This is a genomic window from Agrococcus sp. SGAir0287, from assembly GCF_005484985.1.
GTDB lineage: Bacteria > Actinomycetota > Actinomycetes > Actinomycetales > Microbacteriaceae > Agrococcus.
In genome coordinates, this window is the sequence record NZ_CP027942.1 from 1,645,349 (window position 1) to 1,665,673 (window position 20,325).

At 73.0% G+C, this 20,325-nt stretch carries 18 protein-coding genes; 8 read left to right on the plus strand and 10 right to left on the minus strand.

All coding sequences use genetic code 11. The features are described from left to right. Complete coding sequence (locus C1N71_RS07905) at nucleotides 1-438, plus strand: DUF3093 domain-containing protein (RefSeq protein WP_254677943.1); 438 nt, start codon at nucleotides 1-3, stop codon at nucleotides 436-438. A gap of 108 nt (nucleotides 439-546) precedes the next feature. Here the strand turns inward: C1N71_RS07905 and C1N71_RS07910 are convergent, their stop codons facing one another. Further along, on the minus strand, nucleotides 547-834 hold the full coding sequence (locus C1N71_RS07910) for a DUF4193 domain-containing protein (RefSeq protein WP_137755892.1): 288 nt from the start codon (nucleotides 832-834) through the stop codon (nucleotides 547-549). Between the two features lie 162 nt (nucleotides 835-996). Between C1N71_RS07910 and sepH the strand changes: the two genes are divergently transcribed. From sepH to C1N71_RS07925, 3 genes are all read left to right on the plus strand, one after another. Continuing rightward, nucleotides 997-2,109: a septation protein SepH gene (gene sepH / locus C1N71_RS07915; RefSeq protein WP_175414150.1), complete on the plus strand. Its 1,113-nt coding sequence runs from the start codon at nucleotides 997-999 to the stop codon at nucleotides 2,107-2,109. 148 nt (nucleotides 2,110-2,257) lie between these two features. Then, nucleotides 2,258-3,613 (plus strand): MFS transporter, encoded by a 1,356-nt coding sequence (locus C1N71_RS07920; RefSeq protein WP_137755894.1) that lies wholly within the window; start codon nucleotides 2,258-2,260, stop codon nucleotides 3,611-3,613. Further along, entirely contained in the window at nucleotides 3,610-4,524 is a 915-nt protein-coding gene (locus C1N71_RS07925; protein WP_137755895.1) for an NAD(P)-dependent oxidoreductase, read from the plus strand. The genes C1N71_RS07920 and C1N71_RS07925 overlap by 4 nt, the downstream gene beginning before the upstream one ends. Here the strand turns inward: C1N71_RS07925 and C1N71_RS07930 are convergent. Continuing rightward, complete coding sequence (locus tag C1N71_RS07930; RefSeq protein ID WP_137755896.1) at nucleotides 4,509-5,603, minus strand: alkaline phosphatase family protein; 1,095 nt, start codon at nucleotides 5,601-5,603, stop codon at nucleotides 4,509-4,511. The two genes, C1N71_RS07925 and C1N71_RS07930, sit on opposite strands and share 16 nt — an antisense overlap. An 11-nt stretch (nucleotides 5,604-5,614) precedes the next feature. Between C1N71_RS07930 and C1N71_RS07935 the strand changes: the two genes are divergently transcribed. Beyond that, nucleotides 5,615-8,029 (plus strand): DNA gyrase/topoisomerase IV subunit A, encoded by a 2,415-nt coding sequence (locus C1N71_RS07935; RefSeq protein WP_137755897.1) that lies wholly within the window; start codon nucleotides 5,615-5,617, stop codon nucleotides 8,027-8,029. A gap of 9 nt (nucleotides 8,030-8,038) precedes the next feature. On the opposite strand, the gene C1N71_RS07940 is transcribed toward C1N71_RS07935, so the two are convergent. Then, complete coding sequence (locus C1N71_RS07940) at nucleotides 8,039-8,995, minus strand: DMT family transporter (protein WP_137755898.1); 957 nt, start codon at nucleotides 8,993-8,995, stop codon at nucleotides 8,039-8,041. 72 nt (nucleotides 8,996-9,067) lie between these two features. Here C1N71_RS07940 and C1N71_RS07945 point away from each other — a divergent pair, with 72 nt between their 5' ends. Further along, a complete protein-coding gene (locus C1N71_RS07945) occupies nucleotides 9,068-9,976 on the plus strand; it encodes a LysR family transcriptional regulator substrate-binding protein (RefSeq protein WP_137755899.1) in 909 nt (302 codons plus the stop codon). Between the two features lie 7 nt (nucleotides 9,977-9,983). On the opposite strand, the gene C1N71_RS07950 is transcribed toward C1N71_RS07945, so the two are convergent. Beyond that, complete coding sequence (locus C1N71_RS07950) at nucleotides 9,984-12,089, minus strand: DNA gyrase/topoisomerase IV subunit B (protein WP_137755900.1); 2,106 nt, start codon at nucleotides 12,087-12,089, stop codon at nucleotides 9,984-9,986. A gap of 231 nt (nucleotides 12,090-12,320) precedes the next feature. Here C1N71_RS07950 and C1N71_RS07955 point away from each other — a divergent pair, with 231 nt between their 5' ends. Then, the gene (locus C1N71_RS07955; RefSeq protein WP_137755901.1) at nucleotides 12,321-12,536 is read left to right on the plus strand and encodes a DUF7455 domain-containing protein; all 216 of its coding nucleotides are present in this window, start codon (nucleotides 12,321-12,323) and stop codon (nucleotides 12,534-12,536) included. A gap of 92 nt (nucleotides 12,537-12,628) precedes the next feature. On the opposite strand, the gene C1N71_RS07960 is transcribed toward C1N71_RS07955, so the two are convergent. The 6 genes from C1N71_RS07960 to C1N71_RS07985 form a co-directional block, all read right to left on the minus strand. Then, the gene (locus C1N71_RS07960) at nucleotides 12,629-13,408 is read right to left on the minus strand and encodes an amino acid ABC transporter ATP-binding protein (protein WP_137755902.1); all 780 of its coding nucleotides are present in this window, start codon (nucleotides 13,406-13,408) and stop codon (nucleotides 12,629-12,631) included. Beyond that, the gene (locus C1N71_RS07965; protein WP_137755903.1) at nucleotides 13,398-14,054 is read right to left on the minus strand and encodes an amino acid ABC transporter permease; all 657 of its coding nucleotides are present in this window, start codon (nucleotides 14,052-14,054) and stop codon (nucleotides 13,398-13,400) included. Before C1N71_RS07965 ends, C1N71_RS07960 begins: the two co-directional genes overlap by 11 nt. Before the next feature lie 20 nt (nucleotides 14,055-14,074). Next, nucleotides 14,075-14,905 (minus strand): amino acid ABC transporter substrate-binding protein, encoded by an 831-nt coding sequence (locus C1N71_RS07970; RefSeq protein WP_137755904.1) that lies wholly within the window; start codon nucleotides 14,903-14,905, stop codon nucleotides 14,075-14,077. A gap of 104 nt (nucleotides 14,906-15,009) precedes the next feature. Next, nucleotides 15,010-16,332: an RNA polymerase sigma factor gene (locus tag C1N71_RS07975; protein WP_137755905.1), complete on the minus strand. Its 1,323-nt coding sequence runs from the start codon at nucleotides 16,330-16,332 to the stop codon at nucleotides 15,010-15,012. Between the two features lie 133 nt (nucleotides 16,333-16,465). Further along, the gene (locus C1N71_RS07980) at nucleotides 16,466-17,803 is read right to left on the minus strand and encodes an MFS transporter (RefSeq protein WP_254677944.1); all 1,338 of its coding nucleotides are present in this window, start codon (nucleotides 17,801-17,803) and stop codon (nucleotides 16,466-16,468) included. Between the two features lie 28 nt (nucleotides 17,804-17,831). Further along, entirely contained in the window at nucleotides 17,832-18,743 is a 912-nt protein-coding gene (locus C1N71_RS07985; RefSeq protein ID WP_137755907.1) for a PAC2 family protein, read from the minus strand. Nucleotides 18,744-18,822: 79 nt separating this feature from the next. On the opposite strand from C1N71_RS07985, the gene C1N71_RS07990 reads away from it, so the two are divergent. Then, nucleotides 18,823-20,295, plus strand: a complete 1,473-nt coding sequence (locus C1N71_RS07990; RefSeq protein ID WP_137755908.1) for a leucyl aminopeptidase — start codon at nucleotides 18,823-18,825, stop codon at nucleotides 20,293-20,295. The last annotated feature ends 30 nt before the right edge of the window (nucleotides 20,296-20,325 follow it).

The window sequence follows — 20,325 nt, forward strand, 5'->3', positions numbered from 1 at the left end:
GTGCGTCACCGTGAGCGTCTGCTGCCACCCGTCTGGCTCTTCGCCGTCTGCCTGCTCGTCGTGCCGGCGGCGGTGCTCGTGTTCCTGCCGATCTCGCCAGTGTGGGGTTGGATCGTCGCCGCTGCGCTCTACGCCGCCGTCGCGATCTTCCTCGTCGTCGCGTCGCCCGTCGTGGCCGTCGACGACGCGACCCTGTCCGCGGGGCGCGCGCGCATCCCCCTCGCGGCCCTCGGCGAGCCCGAGGTCCTCGATGCCGCGGGCTCCTACGCCGCCCTGCACGCGCAGTGGGATGCGCGGGCCTACCACTCCACGGTCCCCTGGACTCGGCTGCTCGTCCGCGTGCCGGTCACCGACCCCGCGGATCCCACGACGGCCTGGGTGCTGTCCACGCGTCGCCCCGACGCGCTCGCCGCCGCCATCCGCGACGCGCGCGGCTGACGACGCCCTGCCGCCCGACGCCCGGACGCGACGAAGGCCGCCTCTCGATCGAGAGGCGGCCTCGCTCGCAGGCTTCGTTCGCTCAGGGCGTGACGCGCGTCCCCTGCGTCAGGCGCATTCCTTGCAGATCGGGCCGAGCTTCGACTCGTGGTCGAACTGCAGTCGGTGCTTCACGAGGAAGCAGCTCACGCAGGTGAACTCGTCCTCCTGCGCCGGCAGCACGATGGTCTCGAGCTCGACGTCCGACAGGTCGGCAGCCGAGAGATCGAAGCTCCCCGGGTTGTCCGCGTCGTCGTCGGTGGCCGTCTGCGCCTTGGCGGGGACGCGCTCCTTGAGCGCCTCGATCGACTCCGCGTCGTCGTCGGTCTTGCGCGGTGCGTCGTAGTCGGTTGCCATTGCGTGCTCAGCGTTCCTTCGGCCAGTGTTCGGGGGATTCGGCGCACAGTCTGCACGCTGGACCCGCCGAGTGCAACTCGCGGCACGCCACGGTCATTCCCGTGCTCGATCGCGGCGCGATGGGATGCTGGCAGCGACCTGATGGACCGGGACGTGAGGCGCATGGACAAGCTCAGTGTGATCGGGGTCGAGGACGACCTGCTCGTCGTGGAGGCCGGCGACGGCGCGCGCTACGCGATCGACGTGGCGGCGCTGCCCGAGCTGCCGCGACCGAAGGCGCAGCACGCGCAGCGCAAGGCGTCGCCGCGCGAGATCCAGGCTGCGCTGCGCGCCGGACGCAGCGCGGAGGAGATCGCCGCCGAGACCGGCGAGGACCTCGAGTTCGTGCGTCGCTTCGAGGGTCCGGTCGTCGCCGAGCGCGACCACGTCCTCGACCAGGCGCTGCGGGTCGCCGTCGCCTCCGGCGACATCGACCCGCTCGCGAAGGAGTCGACCTTCGGCGACGCGCTCGCCGCGCGGCTGCAGGAGCTCGGCGCGAGCGACGAGTCGTGGTTCGCGTGGCGAGAGGGCGCCGGCTCGTGGGTCGTGCGCCTGCGCTTCCACGCGCAGGGCATCGACCACGTCGCGACGTGGACCTTCGAGCCGCGCAAGGCAGCGCTCACGCCGCGCGACAAGGAGGCGACGGCGCTGAGCCAGCGCGGCGACGCCTCCACCGTGCTCATGCCGCGCCTGCGCGCCGTCGACCAGCAGCGGCAGGCGCCCGCCTCCGAGGCCGTCGCCGCGGCGCCCGCACCCGAGGCCGCGGGGACGCCGCAGTCGACCACGCCGCAGCCGCGCGTCGAGGGCGAGCGCTTCGACTCCGGCGCGTTCCGCATCGGCGAGCAGGGGCCGTCGAAGCCGGTGACCCCGAGCCCCGCGCTGCGCGACGCGGCGCAGGGGCAGCCCGCCGCCGTCGTCGAGGCGGCCGTGACGACGGCGCGGCCCGCGCAGGCTCCGAACCACACCGCGGACCTGCTCGAGGCGCTGCGACGCCGGCGCGGCGAGCGGGAGGCCGCGCTGCGCCAGGCGGAGACGGGCACGGTGCCGGACCTGCCCTCCGCGAGCCAGGAGACGCTGTTCGACGCACCGGAGGCGGCCGCGAAGGACGAGGAGCAGCCGGGCGTGCACCACACGAGCCCGCTCTCGGGGGCACGCGCCAAGCGCGGCAGCCGCCAGTCGATGCCGAGCTGGGACGAGATCGTCTTCGGCGCGCGCGGCGACGACGAGCCCGCCTGACGCGCACCGCCCTGCCACCGATGCCCGCCGCCTGCCTCGCGGCGGGCATCGTCGCATCCGCGGCCGTGTCGCGCGTCGCGCCCTGGAACCTGAACCGCACGTCAGGTACGGTTGCTGGCACCAGCGTTGGTCCTACGAGGAGGTAGGCATGACCGCGTCGACGACGACGACGAAGCAGGGTGGCCTGAGGCGGGTGGTGACCGCCTCGATGGCGGGCACCGTCGTCGAGTGGTACGAGTTCTTCCTGTACGCGAGCGCCGCGACGCTCGTCTTCAACCTCATCTTCTTCCCGCAGAACGACGATCCGCTCGTGCCGATCCTGGCGGCCTTCGCCACGTACTCGGTCGGCTTCGTCGCGCGACCGCTCGGCGGCATCGTCTTCGGGCACTTCGGCGACAAGTACGGGCGCAAGCGCCTGCTGCAGCTCGCCATCCTCATGGTGGGCGTCGCGACGTTCCTCATGGGCTGCCTGCCGACGTTCGACCAGATCGGGTTCTGGGCGCCCGCGCTGCTCGTGCTGCTGCGCTTCGTGCAGGGCTTCGCGGTCGGCGGCGAGTGGGGCGGCGGCGTGCTGCTCGTCGCCGAGCACTCCCCCGACCGTCAGCGCGGGTTCTGGTCGAGCTTCCCGCAGGCGGCCGTGCCGATCGGCAACCTGCTCGCGACGATCGTGCTGCTCATCCTCTCGAGCACCCTGCCGGAGGACCAGTTCCTCGGCTGGGGCTGGCGCGTCGCGTTCTGGCTCTCCGTCGTGATCGTGATCATCGGCTACTACATCCGCACGCGCATCGACGACGCCCCGATCTTCCAGGAGGTCAAGGCGGAGGTCGCCGAGTCGAAGGCGCAGTCGTACGGCGTCTTCGAGGTGCTGCGCCGCTACCCGCGCGGCGTGCTCACGGCGATGGGCCTGCGGTTCGGCGAGAACATCATGTACTACCTCGTCGTGACGTTCTCGATCACCTACCTCGCGACGCAGCACGGCTACGACACGGCGTCCATCCTGCGCTTCATGCTCGCCGCGCACGTGCTGCACATGCTCGTCGTGCCGTGCGTCGGCTACCTGTCGGATCGCGTAGGCCGCCGTCCGCTCTCCGGCATCGGCGCCGTCCTCGCCGCGGGCTGGGGCTTCGTCGCCTTCCCGATGTTCGACACCGAGCAGCCGGCGATCATCATCGCCGCCGTGTGCCTCGGCCTCGTCATCCACTCCTTCATGTACGCGCCGCAGCCGGCGATCATGGCGGAGATGTTCCCGACGCGCATGCGGTACTCGGGCGTCTCGTTCGGCTACCAGGTGACGTCGATCCTCGCCGGCTCGCTCGCGCCCATCATCGCCGTCGCGCTGCTGAGCGCCACCGGCAGCTCGGTCTCCATCGCGATCTACCTCGCGTGCGCCGCCGCCGTGACCCTCGTCGCCGTGCTCGTCATGCGCGAGACGAAGGGCACGTCGCTGCGCGCGATCGACGAGGAGGACCGGCGCCGCCTCGTCGCCGAGCGGGGCGAGGCATGAGCGTCGTCGCCTGGATCGGGCTCGGCGCGATGGGTGGGCGCATGTCCGCCCACCTCGTCGCGGCCGGCCACCGCGTGCTCGGGCTCGACGTCGTGCCCGCGCTCGTCGAGGCGGCCGCCGCCCGCGGCATCGAGGCGGCCGGCTCCGTCGCCGACGCGGTGCGCGAGGCGGACGTCGTCGTGCTGAGCCTGCCGCGCGGCGAGCACGTGCGACAGGTGCTCGACGGCGCCGACGGCGTGTGGGCGCACGCGAGGCCCGGCACCCTCGTCCTCGACACCTCGACGGTCGACGTCGCCACCTCGCGCTGGTGCCACGAGGAGTCGGCCGCGCGCGGCCACCGCTTCGTCGACGCACCCGTCTCGGGCGGCGTGAGCGGCGCCGAGGCGGGCACCCTCGCCGTCATGCTCGGCGGCGAGGAGCGCCACGTCGCCGACGCGACGCACGTCGTGGCGCCGTTCGCGGGCTCCACGATCCACGTGGGGCCTGCGACGCACGGCATCGCGGCGAAGCTCGTGAACAACATGATGCTCGGAATCGGCATGCTCGCCGTGTCCGAGGGATCGCAGCTCGCGAAGCACCTCGGGCTCGACCCGCACGCGTTCTGGCGGGTCGCGAGCGTCTCGTCCGGCGACTCCTGGCCGCTGCGAACCTGGTACCCCGTGCCGGGCATCGTCGACGCGAGCCCCGCGAACCGCGGCTTCGAACCCGGCTACTCGACCGACCTCGCAGAGAAGGACCTCTCCCTCGCGGTCGCGGGCGCCGACGAGACCGGCGTGCACGTGCCAGCCGCACGCATCGTGCTCGAGCAGCTGCGCGCGCTGCAGGCGGAGGGGCTCGGCGGGATGGACTGCACGCTCGTCGCGCGCTTCGCCTCGCCCGACGGCACGCTCGAGGGCTACGACCCCGCGTAGGCGCCGAGGCGCACGAGCGGCACGCGCAGCTCCTCCGACGTCAGCGACCCGTGCTGGCCGACCATGCCGCGCGCGGGGTCGTCCTCCCGGACGTAGAGGGCGCCCGTGCCGCGCACCGCGACGACGAGGTCGCCGATGCGCGGCAGCACCGCGTCGTCGACGCTGCCGAGCCAGCCGCTGGCGACGAGCTCGTCGCGGGTGGCGACCCACGCGGCGTCGCCGAGCCAGTCGCGCCAGGCGTCGACCGTGGCGGCCCATCCCGTCCACGACGGATCACGATGCAGCTGCAGGCAGCGCGGCTCCCCCGCGACGTGGGCGACGCCCTCGAGCAGCGCAGGCGGCACGAGCAGATGGCGATGCTCGGGCACGTCGACCATGCCGTGGTCGGCGGTGACGAGGATGCCGGTGCCCGAGGGCGCGCGGTCGACCAGGCGCGCGATCGCGCCGTCGAGGCGCTCGAGCGCGTCGATCCACCCGTCGGACTGCCAGCCGCGCTCGTGGCCGATGCGGTCGAGGTCGGGCACGTAGCAACTCACGATGCCGTCCCCGGCGTGGGCGGCCTCGATCGCCGCATCGACCCGCTCGTCGATCGTGCGGGCGGCGACGTAGCGCGCGCCGCGCAGCGTCGCGCGCGTGAAGCCCGAGTCGGCGTAGCGGGGCTCGTTGACGACGGTGCTCGGCACCGTGCCGAGCAGCGGCGCGCTGCGCTGCCACGACTCGGGCTCCATCGCGCCGCCCCAGTCCCGCAGCTGGTTGCGCACGCCGACGCCGGGGACGAGCGCGTCGTAGCCGACGATGCCGTGGGCGCCGGGCGCCGTGCCCGTGTACAGGGACGTGAGCGCGGCCGCGGTCGTCGTCGGGAAGCCCGAGACGATGCCGCGACGCGGTCCGGACGCGAGCGTGCGCGCATGGCCGGCCCGCGCGGCGAGGTTCGCGGCGCCGAGCCCGTCGACGACGACGAGGACGCCGCGGCGCGCCCGAGGCAGACCGAGCGCGTTGCGCTCGCCGCGCAGCGCGAGGATCTGCGACGGCAGCACGTCGGCGAGGCGCACGCCGGCGGGGCTCGCCGCGGGTAGCATCTGGACAGCCTATGACCGACATCGCCGCACCCTCGTCCGGCGAGCGCATCGAGGATGTCGATGTCGCCGCCGAGATGCAGGGCTCCTTCCTCGAGTACGCCTACTCCGTCATCTACACGCGCGCCCTCCCCGACGCGCGCGACGGCCTGAAGCCCGTCCAGCGACGCATCCTCTTCCAGATGGCGGAGATGGGCCTCACGCCCGATCGCGGCCACGTGAAGTCCGCGCGCGTCGTCGGCGACGTCATGGGCAAGCTGCACCCGCACGGCGACGCGCCGATCTACGACGCGCTCGTGCGCCTCGCGCAGGACTTCACCATGCGCGTGCCGCTCGTCGACGGCCACGGCAACTTCGGCTCGCTCGACGACGGCCCCGCCGCGCCGCGCTACACGGAGGCGCGCCTCGACGCCGCCGGCCTCTCGCTCACGGACGGCCTCGACGAGGACGTCGTCGACTTCCAGCCGAACTACGACGGCGAGTTCCAGCAGCCCGAGGTGCTGCCGGCCTCCTACCCGAACCTGCTCGTGAACGGGGCCTCCGGCATCGCCGTGGGCATGGCGACGAGCATGGCGCCGCACAACCTCGTCGAGGTCGTGCAGGCGGCGAAGCACCTGCTCGAGCATCCCGACGCGACCGTCGACGACCTCATGGCGTTCGTGCCCGGCCCCGACCTGCCAGGCGGCGGCATCATCGCCGGCCTCGACGGCGTGCGCGACGCGTACGCGACCGGCAAGGGCTCGTTCAAGACGCGCGCCAAGGCGTCGATCGAGCGCTCGGGTCGCAAGTCGCAGCTCGTCTTCACCGAGCTCCCCTACCTCGTCGGCCCCGAGCGCGTCATCGAGAAGATCAAGGACGGCGTGCAGTCGAAGCGCCTCCAGGGCCTCTCCGACGTGCAGGACCTCACGGACCGCAAGCACGGTCTGCGCCTCGTCGTCGACGTCAAGACCGGCTTCAGCCCCGAGGCGGTGCTCGAGCAGCTCTACCGCGTGACGCCGCTCGAGGACGGGTTCTCGATCAACGCCGTCGCGCTCGTCGACGGCACGCCGCGGACGCTCGGCCTCGTCGACCTGCTGCGCGTCTACCTCGACCACCGGCTGCAGGTCGTGCGCCGCCGCAGCGCGTTCCGGCTGCGCAAGGCGCAGGAGCGCCTGCACCTCGTCGAGGGCCTGCTCATCGCGATCGTCGACATCGACGAGGTCATCCAGGTCATCCGCACGAGCGAGGACGCCGCGCAGGCGCGCACGCGCCTGCAGGACGTCTTCGACCTGTCCGAGGCGCAGGCGGAGTACATCCTCGAGCTGCGGCTGCGTCGACTCACGCGCTTCTCGCGCATCGAGCTCGAGGCGGAGGCGGACGAGCTGCGGCGACGCATCGCCGAGCTCGAGCGCATCCTCGCCGACGATGCGCTCCTGCGCCGGGTCGTCGCCGACGAGCTCGACGACGTCGCCGAGCGCTTCGGCACGCCGCGGCGCACGCTGCTGACGGAGGCGCGCCCCAAGGCGACGACGAAGGCGCAGCAGGCGCAGCTCGAGGTCGCCGACGAGCCGACCGCCGTGCTGCTGTCGGCGACGGGTCGCCTCGTGCGCGTCGACACGACCGAGCCGCTGCCCGCTCCCGCGCGACGCTCGCGGCACGACGCGATCCGCGCCGAGGTGCGCACGACGACGCGCGGCGCGTTCGGCGTCGTGACGAGCGCGGGCCGCGTGCTGCGCACGACGCCGGTCGACCTGCCGTCGGTGCCCGCGACCTCGATCGGCCTCACCGCGGGGCTCAAGGTCAAGGACCTCGTAGCGCTCGAGCGCGGCGAGGAGGTCGTCTCGATCGTGTCCCTCGCCGACGAGCGGCCCATCCTCGTCGCGACGGCGCAGGGCACCGTGAAGCGCACGCTGCCCTCCGCGCTGCCGGATCGGGCCGAGACCGAGATCATCGCGCTGAGGCCGAAGGACCGGGTCGTGGGCGTCGGCCACGCCGCCGATGCCGACTGGGTCGTGCTCGTCGCCTCCGACGCGCAGGTGCTGCGCTTCGCGGCGAAGGACGTGAACCCCCAGGGACCGGGTGCCGCGGGCATGAAGGGCATCGCGCTGAAGGGCGACGCCACGGTGCTCTTCGCGGGCGTCGCGACGGACGACGCCGCGGTCGTGACCGTGACGCAGGCCGCCGAGACCCTCGCGGGCCTCGACGACGCGCGCGTGAAGGTGTCGCGCCTCGACGAGTTCCCGCCGAAGGGACGCGCGACGGGCGGCGTCGCCGGCCACCGGTTCCTCAAGGGCGAGTCGCGGCTCGCCGCGGCGTGGGCGGGCTCCGCGCCGCTCGCGGTCGGCGCGGACGGCAGCCAGCGGTCGTTGCCGGAGCCGTCGAGCCGCACGGGCTCCGGCGTCGCGGTCGAGCAGCCGATCGGCGCGATCGGGTCGGCGCTCGGCAGCTGAGCGACGGGGTCAGGGCATCCCCGCCCGAGGCGTCGCCGCCTCCCGGGGCTCCGTCGCAGGCCGTGCCGCCTCGACCGCGAGCCGGTGCCGACGCTCGATCGCCTGCCCGGCGTAGGAGGCAGCGACGACGAGCCCCGCACCGACGAGACCGAGCGGCGCGAGGGACTCGCCGCCGACGACGATGCCGACGGCGAGGGCCCAGACCGGCTCCGTGCCCATGAGGATGCTCGCGCGCGTCGCCGACGTGCGCCGCACGGCCCAGAGCTGCACGACGAACGCGAACACCGAGCAGAGCAGCCCGAGGAACGCCACGCTCGCCCAGCCGCCGGGTGAGAGGCGCACGGCCGCGGCCGGCAGCGCGTCGCCGGCGACGGCGCAGGAGACGGCGGCGCACACGACGAGCTGGACGAGCACGACGCCGAGCGTCGAGTCCGTGCGGTCGCGCGTGAGCCGGGCGCTCGTCGTCACGTGCACCGCGCGCACGACGGCGGCCAGCACCACGAGCGCGTCGCCCGCCGTCGGGGTGCGCAGCCCGCCGTCCGACACGAGCAGGGCGACGCCCACGACCGCGGCGACCGCCGCGACGAAGGACGAGCGCGGCAGCCACGATCGCGCCGCGATGCTCTCGAGCACCGGCGTGCACACGAGCGCGAGGCTGATGAGGAGTCCCGCGTTCGTCGCCGAGGTCAGGTGCACGCCCCACGTCTCGAGCCCGATGACGAGCGCCTGCGTGCAGCCGAGCAGCGCCGCGATCGCGAGCCCCCGACCGCGCGGCAGCCGCTGGCGCGTCGCGAGGCAGAGCGCGGCGAGGCCGGCTGCCGCGACGAGGAAGCGCAGCGCGAGCGTGGGCGCGACGCCCGCCTCGCTCGCGAGCGCCTTGGCCGCGAGGAAGCTCGCGCCCCAGACCGCGGCGACCACCACGAGGAGGAGGTCGACGATCGGCTCGGGGACGGCACGGCGCGGCATGCCATCAGCCTCGTCGCGCGTTCCGATGAAGAGCGAGAGGCATCGTCTTCATCGTTCGCTAAGGTTCGACTCATGGATCCGCTGCACCTGAGGATGCTGCGGGAGCTCGGCATCCGCGGCAGCGTCGCGGCCGTCGCGGCGGCGCACCACGTCTCCGCGTCCGCGGTCTCGCAGCAGCTCTCCCTGCTGCAGGCGCGCTCCCCCGTGCCGCTCACCGCCAGGCGCGGGCGCGTGCTCGTGCTCACGCCGGCCGGCGAGGCGCTCGCCGCCGCCGGCGTGCGCGTCGAGGAGGCGCTCGTCGCGGCGCGCGAGGCCGTCGGCGCCTTCGTCGACGATCGCAATCGGCCCGTGCGCGTCTCCGCGTTCCACAGCGCGGGACGCATGCTCTTCGGCCCGCTGCTGCGCGCACTCGCGCCGGGTCCGACGCTGCACCTCACCGATGCCGACGTCGCCCATCGCGACTTCCCCGCCCTGACCCTCGATCACGACGTCGTCGTGGCGCATCGCCTCGCGCACGACGAGGCCTGGCCGCGCGATCGGGTCGTCGCCGCGCCGCTGCTCGTCGAGCCGCTCGCCGTGGCGATGTCGGCTGCGCATCCGCTCGCGACGCGCGAGCGTCTCTCGGCAGGCGACGTCGCCGCTGAGCCGTGGGTGTCGGTGCACGAGGGGTTCCCGCTCGCGGGCGTCATCGCGCACGTCGGTGCCGTCGCCGGCCGGCCGCCGCGCATCCTGCACCGCATCAACGACTTCTCGGTCACGGCGGAGGTCCTGCGCGCCGGCGACGCCATCGCGATCATGCCGAGCGTCGCCGCGCAGCCGCTCGTGGGCGAGGACCTCGTGCTGCGGCGGCTCGACGACGTGGACCTCGTGCGGCACGTCGACGCGCTCGCGCGCCCCGACGCCCTCGCGTCCGCCGCCGTGCGGCGCACGCTCGAGGCGCTCGTCGACGTCGCCGCTCGTGTGCCGAGGGCGACGCCGTGACGCCTCGTCAGACGTCGATGCGCTCGCGATCGAAGCCGGGGGCGTTGACGATGAACTCCTTGCGCGGCGCGACGTCGTTGCCCATGAGGAGCTCGAAGACCTCGTTCGCGCGCTCGGTGTCGGTGATCGTCACCCGGCGCAGCGTCCGCTTCGAGCGGTCCATCGTCGTCTCGGCGAGCTGGTCGACATCCATCTCGCCGAGGCCCTTGTAGCGCTGCGGCTTGTCGAACGTGCGCCCCTGCTTCGTCAGTCGCGCCTGCAGCGCCGTGTTCTCGGCGTCGGAGTACGTGTAGACGACCTCGCCGGGCTGCCGACCGCGCGCCTTCACGACCGTGCGGTGCAGCGGCGGCACGGCGGCGAAGACGCGACCGGCCTCGATGAGCGGGCGTGCGTAGCGGTGCAGCAGCGTCAGCAGGAGCGTGCGGATGTGCGCGCCGTCGACGTCGGCGTCGGAGAGGATGATCACCTTGCCGTAGCGCGCGGCCTCGAGCTCGAACGTGCGGCCGGAGCCCGCGCCGATGACCTGCAGGATCGCGGCGCACTCGGCGTTCGCGAGCATGTCGGCCATCGACGCCTTCTGCACGTTGAGGATCTTGCCGCGGATGGGCAGGATCGCCTGGTACTCGGAGTCGCGCGCGGGCTTCGCCGTGCCGAGCGCCGAGTCGCCCTCGACGATGAAGAGCTCGTTCTGCGTCGTGTCGGAGGATCGGCAGTCCGCGAGCTTCGGCGGCAGCGACGACGACTCGAGCGCCGTCTTCCTGCGCTGGGTCTCCTTCAGCTGGCGCGCCGAGAGTCGCGCCTTCATCTCCGAGACGACCTTCTCGAGCACGAGCGCCGACTGCGCCTTGTCGTCGCGCTTCGACGACGTGAAGCGCTCGAGCAGCCCCTGCGCGAGCACCTTCGAGACGACCTGGCGCACGGCGGGCGTGCCGAGCACCTCCTTCGTCTGGCCCTCGAACTGCGGCTCGGGCAGGCGCACGGTCACGACGGCCGTGAGGCCGGCGGCGATGTCGTCCTTCTCGAGTTTGTCGGTGCCGGCCTTGAGCCGACGCGCGTTCGCCGCGACCTGGTCGCGCAGGACCCTCGTGAGGGCCTGGTCGAAGCCCGTCTGGTGCGTGCCGCCCTTGGGCGTCGCGATGATGTTGACGTACGACTGCACGACGGTCTCGTATCCGGTGCCCCAGCGCATCGCGACGTCGACCTCGCACGTGCGCTGCACCTCGCGGGAGACCATGTGCCCGGTCTGCTCGTCGAGCACGGGCACCGTCTCGGCGAACGTGCCCTCGCCCTGGATGCGCCACGTCGACGTGAGCGCGGGGTCGGGAGCGAGGAAGTCGACGAACTCGGAGATGCCGCCGTCGTAGCGGAACGTCTGGACGCGGTCGCCCGCCGGCTCCTCCCCTTCGCCCTGCGGCGCGCGCTCGTCGGCGATCTCGAGCTCGAGGCCCGGCACGAGGAAGGCCGTCTGGCGCGCACGCCGCACGAGGCCGTCGAGCTGGAAGGCGGCGTCGCGGGTGAAGATCTGCGGATCGGCCCAGTAGCGCACGCGCGTGCCCGTGACGCCCTTCGCCACCTTCCCGATCCTCCGCAGCCGCGATCCGTCGGTGTAGGCCACGAACGTCGCGGTCGGCGACGGTCCGTCGGGGCCGTCCCGGAACTCGCCGGGCTCGCCGCGGTGGAAGCTCATCGCCCACGTCGCGCCGTCGCGGTCGACCTCGACGTCGAGGCGCTCGGAGAGCGCGTTCACGACCGAGGCGCCCACGCCGTGCAGTCCGCCGGACGAGGCGTACGCGCCGCCGCCGAACTTGCCGCCCGCGTGCAGCTTCGTGAAGATCACCTCGACGCCCGTGAGACCGGTGCGCGGCTCGACGTCGATGGGCAGGCCGCGCGCGCGGTCGCGCACCTCGACGGAGCCGTCGGCGTGCAGCTGCACCTCGATGCGCGTGCCGTGGCCGGCGAGCGCCTCGTCGACCGAGTTGTCGATGATCTCCCACAGGCAGTGCATGAGGCCGCGCGAGTCGGTCGACCCGATGTACATGCCGGGCCGCTTCCTGACCGCCTCGAGCCCCTCGAGCACGGACAGGTGCCTGGCGGTGTAGTCGTTCGACGCCACGTGCGATCCTCCTGACGATCCACCCTCCAGCCTACGGGCGCGACGTCGCTCGGCACGGGTGCCACGGCGACGGAGGATGGACCCGTCGCGTGCCGATCCGATCGCGGCGCCGCGACGAACCCCGGGTGGAGCCGCTCGGCGTACGCCGCGCGCGAAACGACCCCCGGATGTCACGCGGACGCAACAGATGGCGTGGCAGAGTGGGGGAACGTCAGGAGAAGGAGGACCACCGTGAACGACACCATCTCGACCGTCGAGTCGGAGGCCACGGCACCGCTCACGGGTCTCGACCGCTGCGACAGCTGCGGAGCGCAGGCCTACGTGCGCGCGACCATGGAGTCCGGCGTCCTCCTGTTCTGCGCCCACCACGCGACGAAGCACCGCGACAAGCTCGCACCGCTCGCGCTCGTGTGGCACGACGAGAGCGAGCGTCTGCTGCAGGGCTGAGACCCGCAGGATCGACGAGAGGGGCCCGCCGCGAGGCGGGCCCCTCTGCGCGTCCGCCCAGCGCCGGCGCGGGAGATCGGGGATGCCGGCCGTCAGCCGAGCGGGTCGGTGAGGCGGCGCAGGAAGCGCTGCAGCCGCTCGGACCGCGGCGCGTCGAAGAGCGCCTCCGGCGTGCCGTGCTCGACGATGCGACCCTCGTCGAAGAAGGACACCTCGTCGGCGACGGCGCGCGCGAACGCGAGCTCGTGCGTCACGATCGCCATCGTCCATCCGTCGTCGGCGAGCTCGCCGACGACGCGCAGCACCTCGCCCACGAGCTCGGGGTCGAGCGCGCTCGTCGGCTCGTCGAAGAGCAGCATCTGCGGGCGCATCGCCATGGCGCGCACGATGCCGACACGCTGCTGCTGTCCCCCGGAGAGCTCCGAGGGACGCGCAGCACCGCGGTCGCCGAGCCCGACGCGCTCGAGCAGCGCCATCGCGCGCTCGACCGCCTCCGCGCGCGGCACGCGCTGCACGACGGTGGGCCCGACCACGACGTTGTCCAGCACCGACAGGTGCGGGAAAAGGTGGTGCTGCTGGAACACCATCGACGACAGCGCCGCGAGGCGCGCGCGATCCGACCGCGACAGTCCGCGAGCGAGGTCGACCGACCAGTCGGGCGTCGTGAGCGTGCCCTCCTCGGGCACCTCGAGCCCGTTGAGCGAGCGCAGCACGGTGGTCTTGCCGGAGCCCGAGGGTCCGATGAGCGCGTGGACGCGCCCCGGCCACAGGTCGAGGTCGACGCCGTGCAGCACCGTCCGGTCGCCGAACGACTTGGTGAGGCCGCGTGCGGCGAGCAGCGGCTGCGACGTGGGAGGGACGTCAGACGGCATGGCGCTCGAGCCTCCGCTCCAGGGCGTCCTGGCCGAAGGCGAGGACGGTGCAGATGATCCAGTACTCGACGGCGGCGACGCCGTACACGAGCAGGAACTCGCCGCTCGGCGCCGCGATCTGCTGCGCGGTGCGGAAGAGCTCGGTCACGAGCACCACGGAGCACAGCGACGTGTCCTTCACGAGCGAGATGAAGGTGTTGGACAGCGGCGGGACCGAGACGCGGGAGGCCTGCGGCAGGATGATGCGCCCGAGCGCCTGCCAGCGGGTCATGCCCAGCATCGACGCCGCCTCCCACTGCCCTCGCGGGATGGAGAGGATCGCGGCGCGCACGACCTCGGCTGCGTAGCCGCCGACGTTGAGCGAGAGCGCGATGATGGCGCTCGGCCACGGGTCGAGCGTCACGCCGATGGAGGGCAGCCCGTAGAAGACGATGAACAGCTGCACGAGCAGCGGCGTGCCGCGGATGAGCGAGATGTAGACGCGCGCGATGCCCGAGAGCAGCGCGACGCCCGAGATCCGCATGAGCGCGAGGCCGATCGCCAGCACGAGGCCGATCGAGAACGACGCGAGCGTCAGCGGGATCGTCGCGGTGAGCCCTCCGACCGCGATCGGTCCGATCGCGGAGAGGACGAGGTCCCAGTCCATGCAGCGAGCCTACGGGCGCCTCAGGACGTCGGGACCGACACGTCCTCGCCGAAGTAGCGCTCGGAGATCTCGGCGAGCGTGCCGTCGGCGGCGAGCGTCGCGAGGGCCTCGTCGATCGCGGCCTGCAGGTCCTCGCTGCCCTGGCGCAGCGTCACGGCGGACTCCGACACGTCGTCGGTCTCGGCGACGACCTCGATGCCGAGGTCGCCTCCGCCCTGCGCCTGCTCGTAGTCGAGGTACGTGAGACGGTCGTTGATCGTCGCGTCGACGCGGCCCGTGCGCAGCAGCTCGACGGCCTGCGCGAAGCCCTCGACGCCCTCGACGGTCGCGCCCGCCTCGGTCGCGACCTCCGCCCAGTTCGACGTCAGCGACTGGGCGCTCGTGGCGCCGGCGAGGTCGTCGAACGACTGGATGTCGCTGCCCGTGGGCACGATGAGCACGCCGGGCGAGTACGTGTACGGCGTCGAGAAGAGGTAGCGCTCCTGGCGCTCGGGGTTGATCGAGACCTGGTTCGCGATGACGTCCCAGCGGCCGGCGTCGAGGCCGGCGAAGATCGCGTCCCACTGCGTCTCCTCGAAGCGCACGTCGACGCCCAGCTCCTCCGCGACGGCGGTGATGACGTCGACGTCGTAGCCCGTGAGGTCACCGGTGCCGTCCTCGTGGAACGAGAACGGCGAGTACGTGCCCTCGGTGCCGACGACGAGCTCGCCCGCCTCCTGCACGTCGGCGAGCGTGAGCCCGTCAGCCTCCTGGGATGCCGCGGGGCTGTCGGACGACGAGCAGCCCGCGAGGGCGAGGGAGGCGGCGGCAGCGGTGGCGGCGGCGAGGCGCAGCGAGCGGGAGAGCGGCATGGGTATCGGCATTCCTTCTTGGGGGTAGAGGCCCATCCTATGCCGAAGGGGCGCCACCCGATGACGGATGACGCCCCATGACCGCGTCGATGCGGACGGCCGGCCTACTCGAGGTAGTCGCGCAGCGCCTGCGACCGCGACGGGTGCCGCAGCTTCGCCATGGTCTTCGACTCGATCTGGCGGATGCGCTCGCGCGTGACGCCGAACGTGTCGCCGATCTGGTCGAGGGTCTTCGGCATGCCGTCGCCGAGGCCGAAGCGCATCTTGATGACGCCCGCCTCCCGCTCCGAGAGCGAGTCGAGGAGCGACTCGAGCTGCCGCTGCAGCATCGTGAAGCCCACGGCGTCCGCCGGGACGACCGCCTCGGTGTCCTCGATGAGGTCGCCGAACTCGCTGTCGCCGTCCTCGCCGAGGGGCGTGTGCAGCGAGATGGGCTCGCGGCCGTACTTCTGGACCTCGACGACCTTCTCGGGCGTCATGTCGAGCTCGCGCGCGAGCTCCTCGGGCGTCGGCTCGCGACCGAGGTCCTGCAGCATCTGGCGCTGCACGCGCGCGAGCTTGTTGATGACCTCGACCATGTGCACCGGGATGCGGATCGTGCGGGCCTGGTCGGCCATGGCGCGCGTGATGGCCTGGCGGATCCACCACGTCGCGTAGGTCGAGAACTTGAAGCCCTTGGTGTAGTCGAACTTCTCGACCGCGCGGATGAGGCCGAGGTTGCCCTCCTGGATGAGGTCCAGGAACTGCATGCCGCGACCCGTGTAGCGCTTCGCGAGCGAGACCACGAGGCGGAGGTTCGCACCCAGCAGGTGGCTCTTGGCACGCTTGCCGTCGCGCGCGATCGACTTGAGCTCGCGCGTGAGCTTCGGCGTGAGCCTCTCGTCGGACGCCAAGCGCTCCTCGGCGAACAGGCCCGCCTCGATGCGCATGGCGAGGTCGACCTCCTCGGCGGCGTTGAGGAGCGGCACCTTGCCGATCTGCTTCAGGTAGTCCTTGACGGGGTCGGCCGTCGCGCCGGTGATCGTGGCCGAGTAGACCGGGATCTCCTCGTCGTCCGACGTCGAGAGCACGAGGGCGCCCGTGGGCAGCTTCTCGTCGTACGCGGTGTCGGCCGACTTCTGGCCCGGGCGACGAGTCTGGCTCTCCTCGTCGTCGTCGTCGACCTCGTCGACGGCGGCGCCGCGGGTGTCCTCGGTCGTCTCGTCGTCGGCCGTCTCGTCGACCTCGGAGGCCGCCTTCGTGCGCGCCTTCGCCTTCGCAGGCGCCTTGGCGGCGGGCTTCTTCGCGGCGGGCCTCTTGGCCGCGGCCGTCTTCGTCGCGGCGCTCTTCGACGCGGCCTGGCGCTTCGTGGTCGTGGTCTCGGCGGGCGTCGTCGTGGCCTCGGCCTCGACGTCGGCCTTCGCCTTCGTGCTGGTGCGGGTCGCCATGGCACCTCCTGGAGGTCGGCGGGCAAGGATGCGGATGCCCGTCCGCGCATCCAAGGCTCAAGCCTCTTGCGCCGGACGGGCCGATGTGTACCATTATAGCGCCGATCCGGGCTCGAGCATTCCCGCTCGCCCGCTACGCGCCCTCCGCATCCCCGCGACGACGGCGCATCGCCGCCAGCAGCGCCGTCCACAAGGGTGCCACGGTCACGCCGTCCTCCTCCTGCATCCGCCGGCGCGTGCGGGCTCGCGCGTGGAGCAGCATCGCGGAGCCGAGGCCCAGCGCGACGAACTGGATCGACAGCGCGATGCGGAACGCCTCCCAGTCGTAGAGCCCCGCCTGCTCCCCCGCGTCGAGGCGGGCGTGGTGGATGACGTCGAGCGCGATGCCGATGAGCGCCATGAGGCAGAACGAGGCCGTGAAGCCGCCGACGTTGACGAAGCCGTTCGCCGACCCCAGCGAGCGGACGGGGTTGAAGGTGCGGGCGAAGTCGAAGCCGATGAGCGAGCCCGGCCCGCCGATGCCGATCGCGACGAGCATCCACACGAGCACGGCCGTGGGCGGCCCCCCGGGCCACAGCAGCACGACGGCCCAGGCGAGCGCCATGTGCGCGACGATCGCGAGCACGAGGTTCGAGCGGCGACTCGGGAAGCGCGCCGTGAGGAGGCCGAGGATCGGACCCGACACGATGCCGGTGACGACGATGACGACGACGAGCGCCGACGCCTCGGCCCGGGTGTAGCCGAGGCCCGACACGAGGATGGGGAACCCCCACAGCAGCGAGAAGACCGTGCCCGGCGACTGCGTGACGAAGTGCGCCCAGAAGCCCAGCTGCGTGCCGGGCAGCGCGATCGAGGAGCGCAGCCGGCGCCACCACGAGGCGGGCAGCTGGATGCTGTCGGTGCGGGGCGCCTCCACGCCGGGCGGCGCGTTCCGCACGACGAGGAGCACGAGCACGGCGACGACCGCTCCCGACCCGGCGATCGTGAGGAACGACGGCGTCCAGCCGAGGTGCTGCAGCATCCACACGAACGGGACCGCGGAGAAGAGCTGGCCGAGCTGGCCGATGTTGCCCGTCCACTGCGACAGCTGCGGCAGCCGCGGACCGGAGAACCACGAGGGCAGCAGGCGCAGCACCGAGATGAACGTCGCAGCGTCGCCGGCGCCGACGAGGATCCGCGCGACGATCGCGACGGGCACGAGGTCCGTGAGCGCCAGGATCGCCTGGCCCGTCGCCATGAGCGCGCCGCCGACGGCGATGAGCGCACGCGGGCCGAAGCGGTCGACGAGCACGCCGACGGGGATCTGCAGCGCCGCGTACACGACGAGCTGCACGACGGCGAGGCTCGACAGCTGGGCAGCGGAGGCGTCGAAGCGCACGATCGCGTCGGGCGCCGCGGCGCCCAGCGACGATCGGTGCAGCGTCGAGATCAGGTACGCGACGAGGCAGACGGCCCAGGTGACCCAGGCCATGCGCCCGTTCATGCGTGCGCCCCGGCGGTCACTGCGGCGGCGGGTCGGCGCGGCGACGCGCCAGGTAGCGCTCGAGCTCGGCGGCGATCTCGTCGGCCGTCGGCAGCGAGCCGTCCTCGTCGGTGAGCGGCGAGCGGACGCCGGCGTTCTCCATGTAGGCGTCGTAGCGCGCCTCGAGCGTCGCGACGAGCCGCTGCAGCTCCTCGTTCGTCTCCATCTGCTGGGCGACGAGCGACTGGAACTCGCGCTCCGTGCCGCGCAGCTCCTCGGTGCGGAAGACGAGGCCCGTCGCGTTCGTCACGCTGTCGAGCGCCGCGAGCGCGGGGCCGGCGGTGCCGGACTCGCCGACGTAGTGGGGCACGAGCACGACGAAGGATGCCACGGGCATCTCGGGCGCGAGCCGGTGCTCGAGGAGGTGCATGACGGAGGCGGGCACCGTCGACGTCGGCTTCCACACCGAGTACGCCTCGACGAGGTCCTTGCGATTGCCCGACACCGTCACGCCGAGCGGGCGCGTGTGCGGCACGGGCATCGGGATCGACAGGACGATCGTGGTCGCGGCGACCTCGAGGCGCTCGGCGACGATGCGCACGGCGTCGGCGAAGCGCTCCCACATCCAGTCGGGCTCGGGTCCGGAGAGCAGCAGGAAGGGCTTGCCCGCGTCGTCCTCGCAGAGCGAGAGCGTCAGCGCGTGCGGCACGTACTCCTCGATGTGGTCCTCGTCGAAGAGGAGATGCGGGCGACGCGAGCGGTGGTCGACGAGCAGGTCGGTGTCGAACTCGACGACGGACGTGTGGGGCAGCGTCGAGACGATGGTCGCGGCGGCGAGCTCGGCGGCGGCGCCGGCGTCGGCGAAGCCGTGCATCGCGACGACGAGGTCGAGGCCGGCGGGCACGGACTGCTCGTCGGAGAACGCGATGAGATCCTCGGGCCTGACCATGCCTCCAGCGTAGCCAGGGCGGACGTCCGAGGCGTCCCGAGCGACGCCGGCAGCGCGGGAGCCCGCATAGGGTCGAGGCATGCCCATCCCCGCACTCTCCCTCATCGCGGCCGCGGACGACGCCACCGCGGACGTCCTCGTGCGCGGCGTGCTCGCCGGCGACAGCCCCGCGGCCGCCGACGTCGACGCCGACCTCCTCCTCGCCATCGGCGCGACCGGCAAGGTCGGATCCGTCGTCCGCGCGGTCGTCGACGGCCGTGCCGTCGCATTCGTCGGGCTCGGCACGCGCGCGACGACGCGCTCGCTGCGCGACGCCGCGGCCACGGCGACGCGCGCGCTCGCCGGCACCCCCAGCGTCGCGATCGCGCTGCCCGTGCAGGACGCCGACGACGTGGCCGCCGTGCTCGAGGGCGCCGCGCTCGGCGCCTACCGGTTCGACCGCTACAAGGCCGACGACGCGTCATCGACGCCGCCCGCCGAGGTCGCCGTCGTCGTCGGCGACGTCCACGTCACCGACGCCGTCGTGCGACGCGCCCGCATCGTCGCAGAGGCCGTCGCGCGCACCCGCGACCTCGCCAACACGCCGCCGCGCGACCTCAGCCCCGCGATCTTCGCCGACCTCGTGCGCGACGAGGCCGAGGCCACGGGCCTGAGGGTGACGGTGCGCGACGAGGTCGCGCTCGCGAGCGAGGGGTTCGGCGGGCTCGTCGGCGTCGGCCAGGGCTCGTCGCGTCCGCCGCGCCTCGTGACCGTCGAGTGGGCTCCTGCGGGCGCCGAGCGGCACGTCGCGCTCGTCGGCAAGGGCATCACCTACGACACCGGAGGCCTCTCGCTGAAGCCCGCCGCCTCCATGCAGCACATGAAGTTCGACATGACGGGCGCTGCGACGGTCTACGCCGTCACCGCCGCCGCGGCCGCGCTCCAGCTGCCCGTGCGCGTCACGGCGTACCTGTGCCTCGCCGAGAACATGCCCTCGGGCACCGCGATCCGACCCGACGACGTGCTCACGATCCGCGGCGGCCGCACCGTCGAGGTCACGAACACCGACGCGGAGGGGCGACTCGTCATGGCCGACGCGATCGCGCTCGCGTCGGAGACGGATGCCGACGCGATCATCGACGTCGCGACGCTGACGGGTGCGCAGGTCATCGCGCTGGGCGATCGCGTGAGCGGCCTCATGGGCAACGACGACGATCTCGTCGCCACGATCCGCGCCGCGCACGACGCGGCGGACGAGGACATCTGGCCCATGCCGCTGCCCGACGACCTCCTCGCGGTGCTCGACTCCCCCGTCGCCGACATCGCGAACGCGAAGGTCGGCAACCGCTCGGCCGGGATGCTGCTCGCCGGCGTCTTCCTCTCGACGTTCGTCGGCGAGCGCGACGGCTCCCCCATCCCCTGGGCGCACCTCGACATCGCCGGCCCCGCCATGAACACCGGCAGCCCCAGGGGCACGGCCCCGACGGGTGCGACGGGCGTCGTCGTGCGCGGCCTCATCGGTTCGCTGACGGCGCTGTCCAGGGCGACGCAGGAGCCCGACGCCAGCAGGTAGGGTTGGGAGACGGCGGCGGCGACGCGCCGA

Coding starts and splice junctions, on each gene's coding strand:
- C1N71_RS07940 (WP_137755898.1), bottom strand. CDS start 8,995: ATGCCGCGCCGTGCCGTCCCCGAGCCGATCGTCGACCTCCTCCTCGTG.
- C1N71_RS07985 (WP_137755907.1), bottom strand. CDS start 18,743: ATGGTCAGGCCCGAGGATCTCATCGCGTTCTCCGACGAGCAGTCCGTG.
- C1N71_RS07920 (WP_137755894.1), top strand. CDS start 2,258: ATGACCGCGTCGACGACGACGACGAAGCAGGGTGGCCTGAGGCGGGTG.
- C1N71_RS07970 (WP_137755904.1), bottom strand. CDS start 14,905: ATGCCGCTCTCCCGCTCGCTGCGCCTCGCCGCCGCCACCGCTGCCGCC.
- C1N71_RS07930 (WP_137755896.1), bottom strand. CDS start 5,603: ATGCTACCCGCGGCGAGCCCCGCCGGCGTGCGCCTCGCCGACGTGCTG.
- C1N71_RS07975 (WP_137755905.1), bottom strand. CDS start 16,332: ATGGCGACCCGCACCAGCACGAAGGCGAAGGCCGACGTCGAGGCCGAG.
- C1N71_RS07945 (WP_137755899.1), top strand. CDS start 9,068: ATGGATCCGCTGCACCTGAGGATGCTGCGGGAGCTCGGCATCCGCGGC.
- C1N71_RS07960 (WP_137755902.1), bottom strand. CDS start 13,408: ATGCCGTCTGACGTCCCTCCCACGTCGCAGCCGCTGCTCGCCGCACGC.
- C1N71_RS07990 (WP_137755908.1), top strand. CDS start 18,823: ATGCCCATCCCCGCACTCTCCCTCATCGCGGCCGCGGACGACGCCACC.
- C1N71_RS07965 (WP_137755903.1), bottom strand. CDS start 14,054: ATGGACTGGGACCTCGTCCTCTCCGCGATCGGACCGATCGCGGTCGGA.
- C1N71_RS07935 (WP_137755897.1), top strand. CDS start 5,615: ATGACCGACATCGCCGCACCCTCGTCCGGCGAGCGCATCGAGGATGTC.
- C1N71_RS07925 (WP_137755895.1), top strand. CDS start 3,610: ATGAGCGTCGTCGCCTGGATCGGGCTCGGCGCGATGGGTGGGCGCATG.
- sepH (WP_175414150.1), top strand. CDS start 997: ATGGACAAGCTCAGTGTGATCGGGGTCGAGGACGACCTGCTCGTCGTG.
- C1N71_RS07910 (WP_137755892.1), bottom strand. CDS start 834: ATGGCAACCGACTACGACGCACCGCGCAAGACCGACGACGACGCGGAG.
- C1N71_RS07980 (WP_254677944.1), bottom strand. CDS start 17,803: ATGGCCTGGGTCACCTGGGCCGTCTGCCTCGTCGCGTACCTGATCTCG.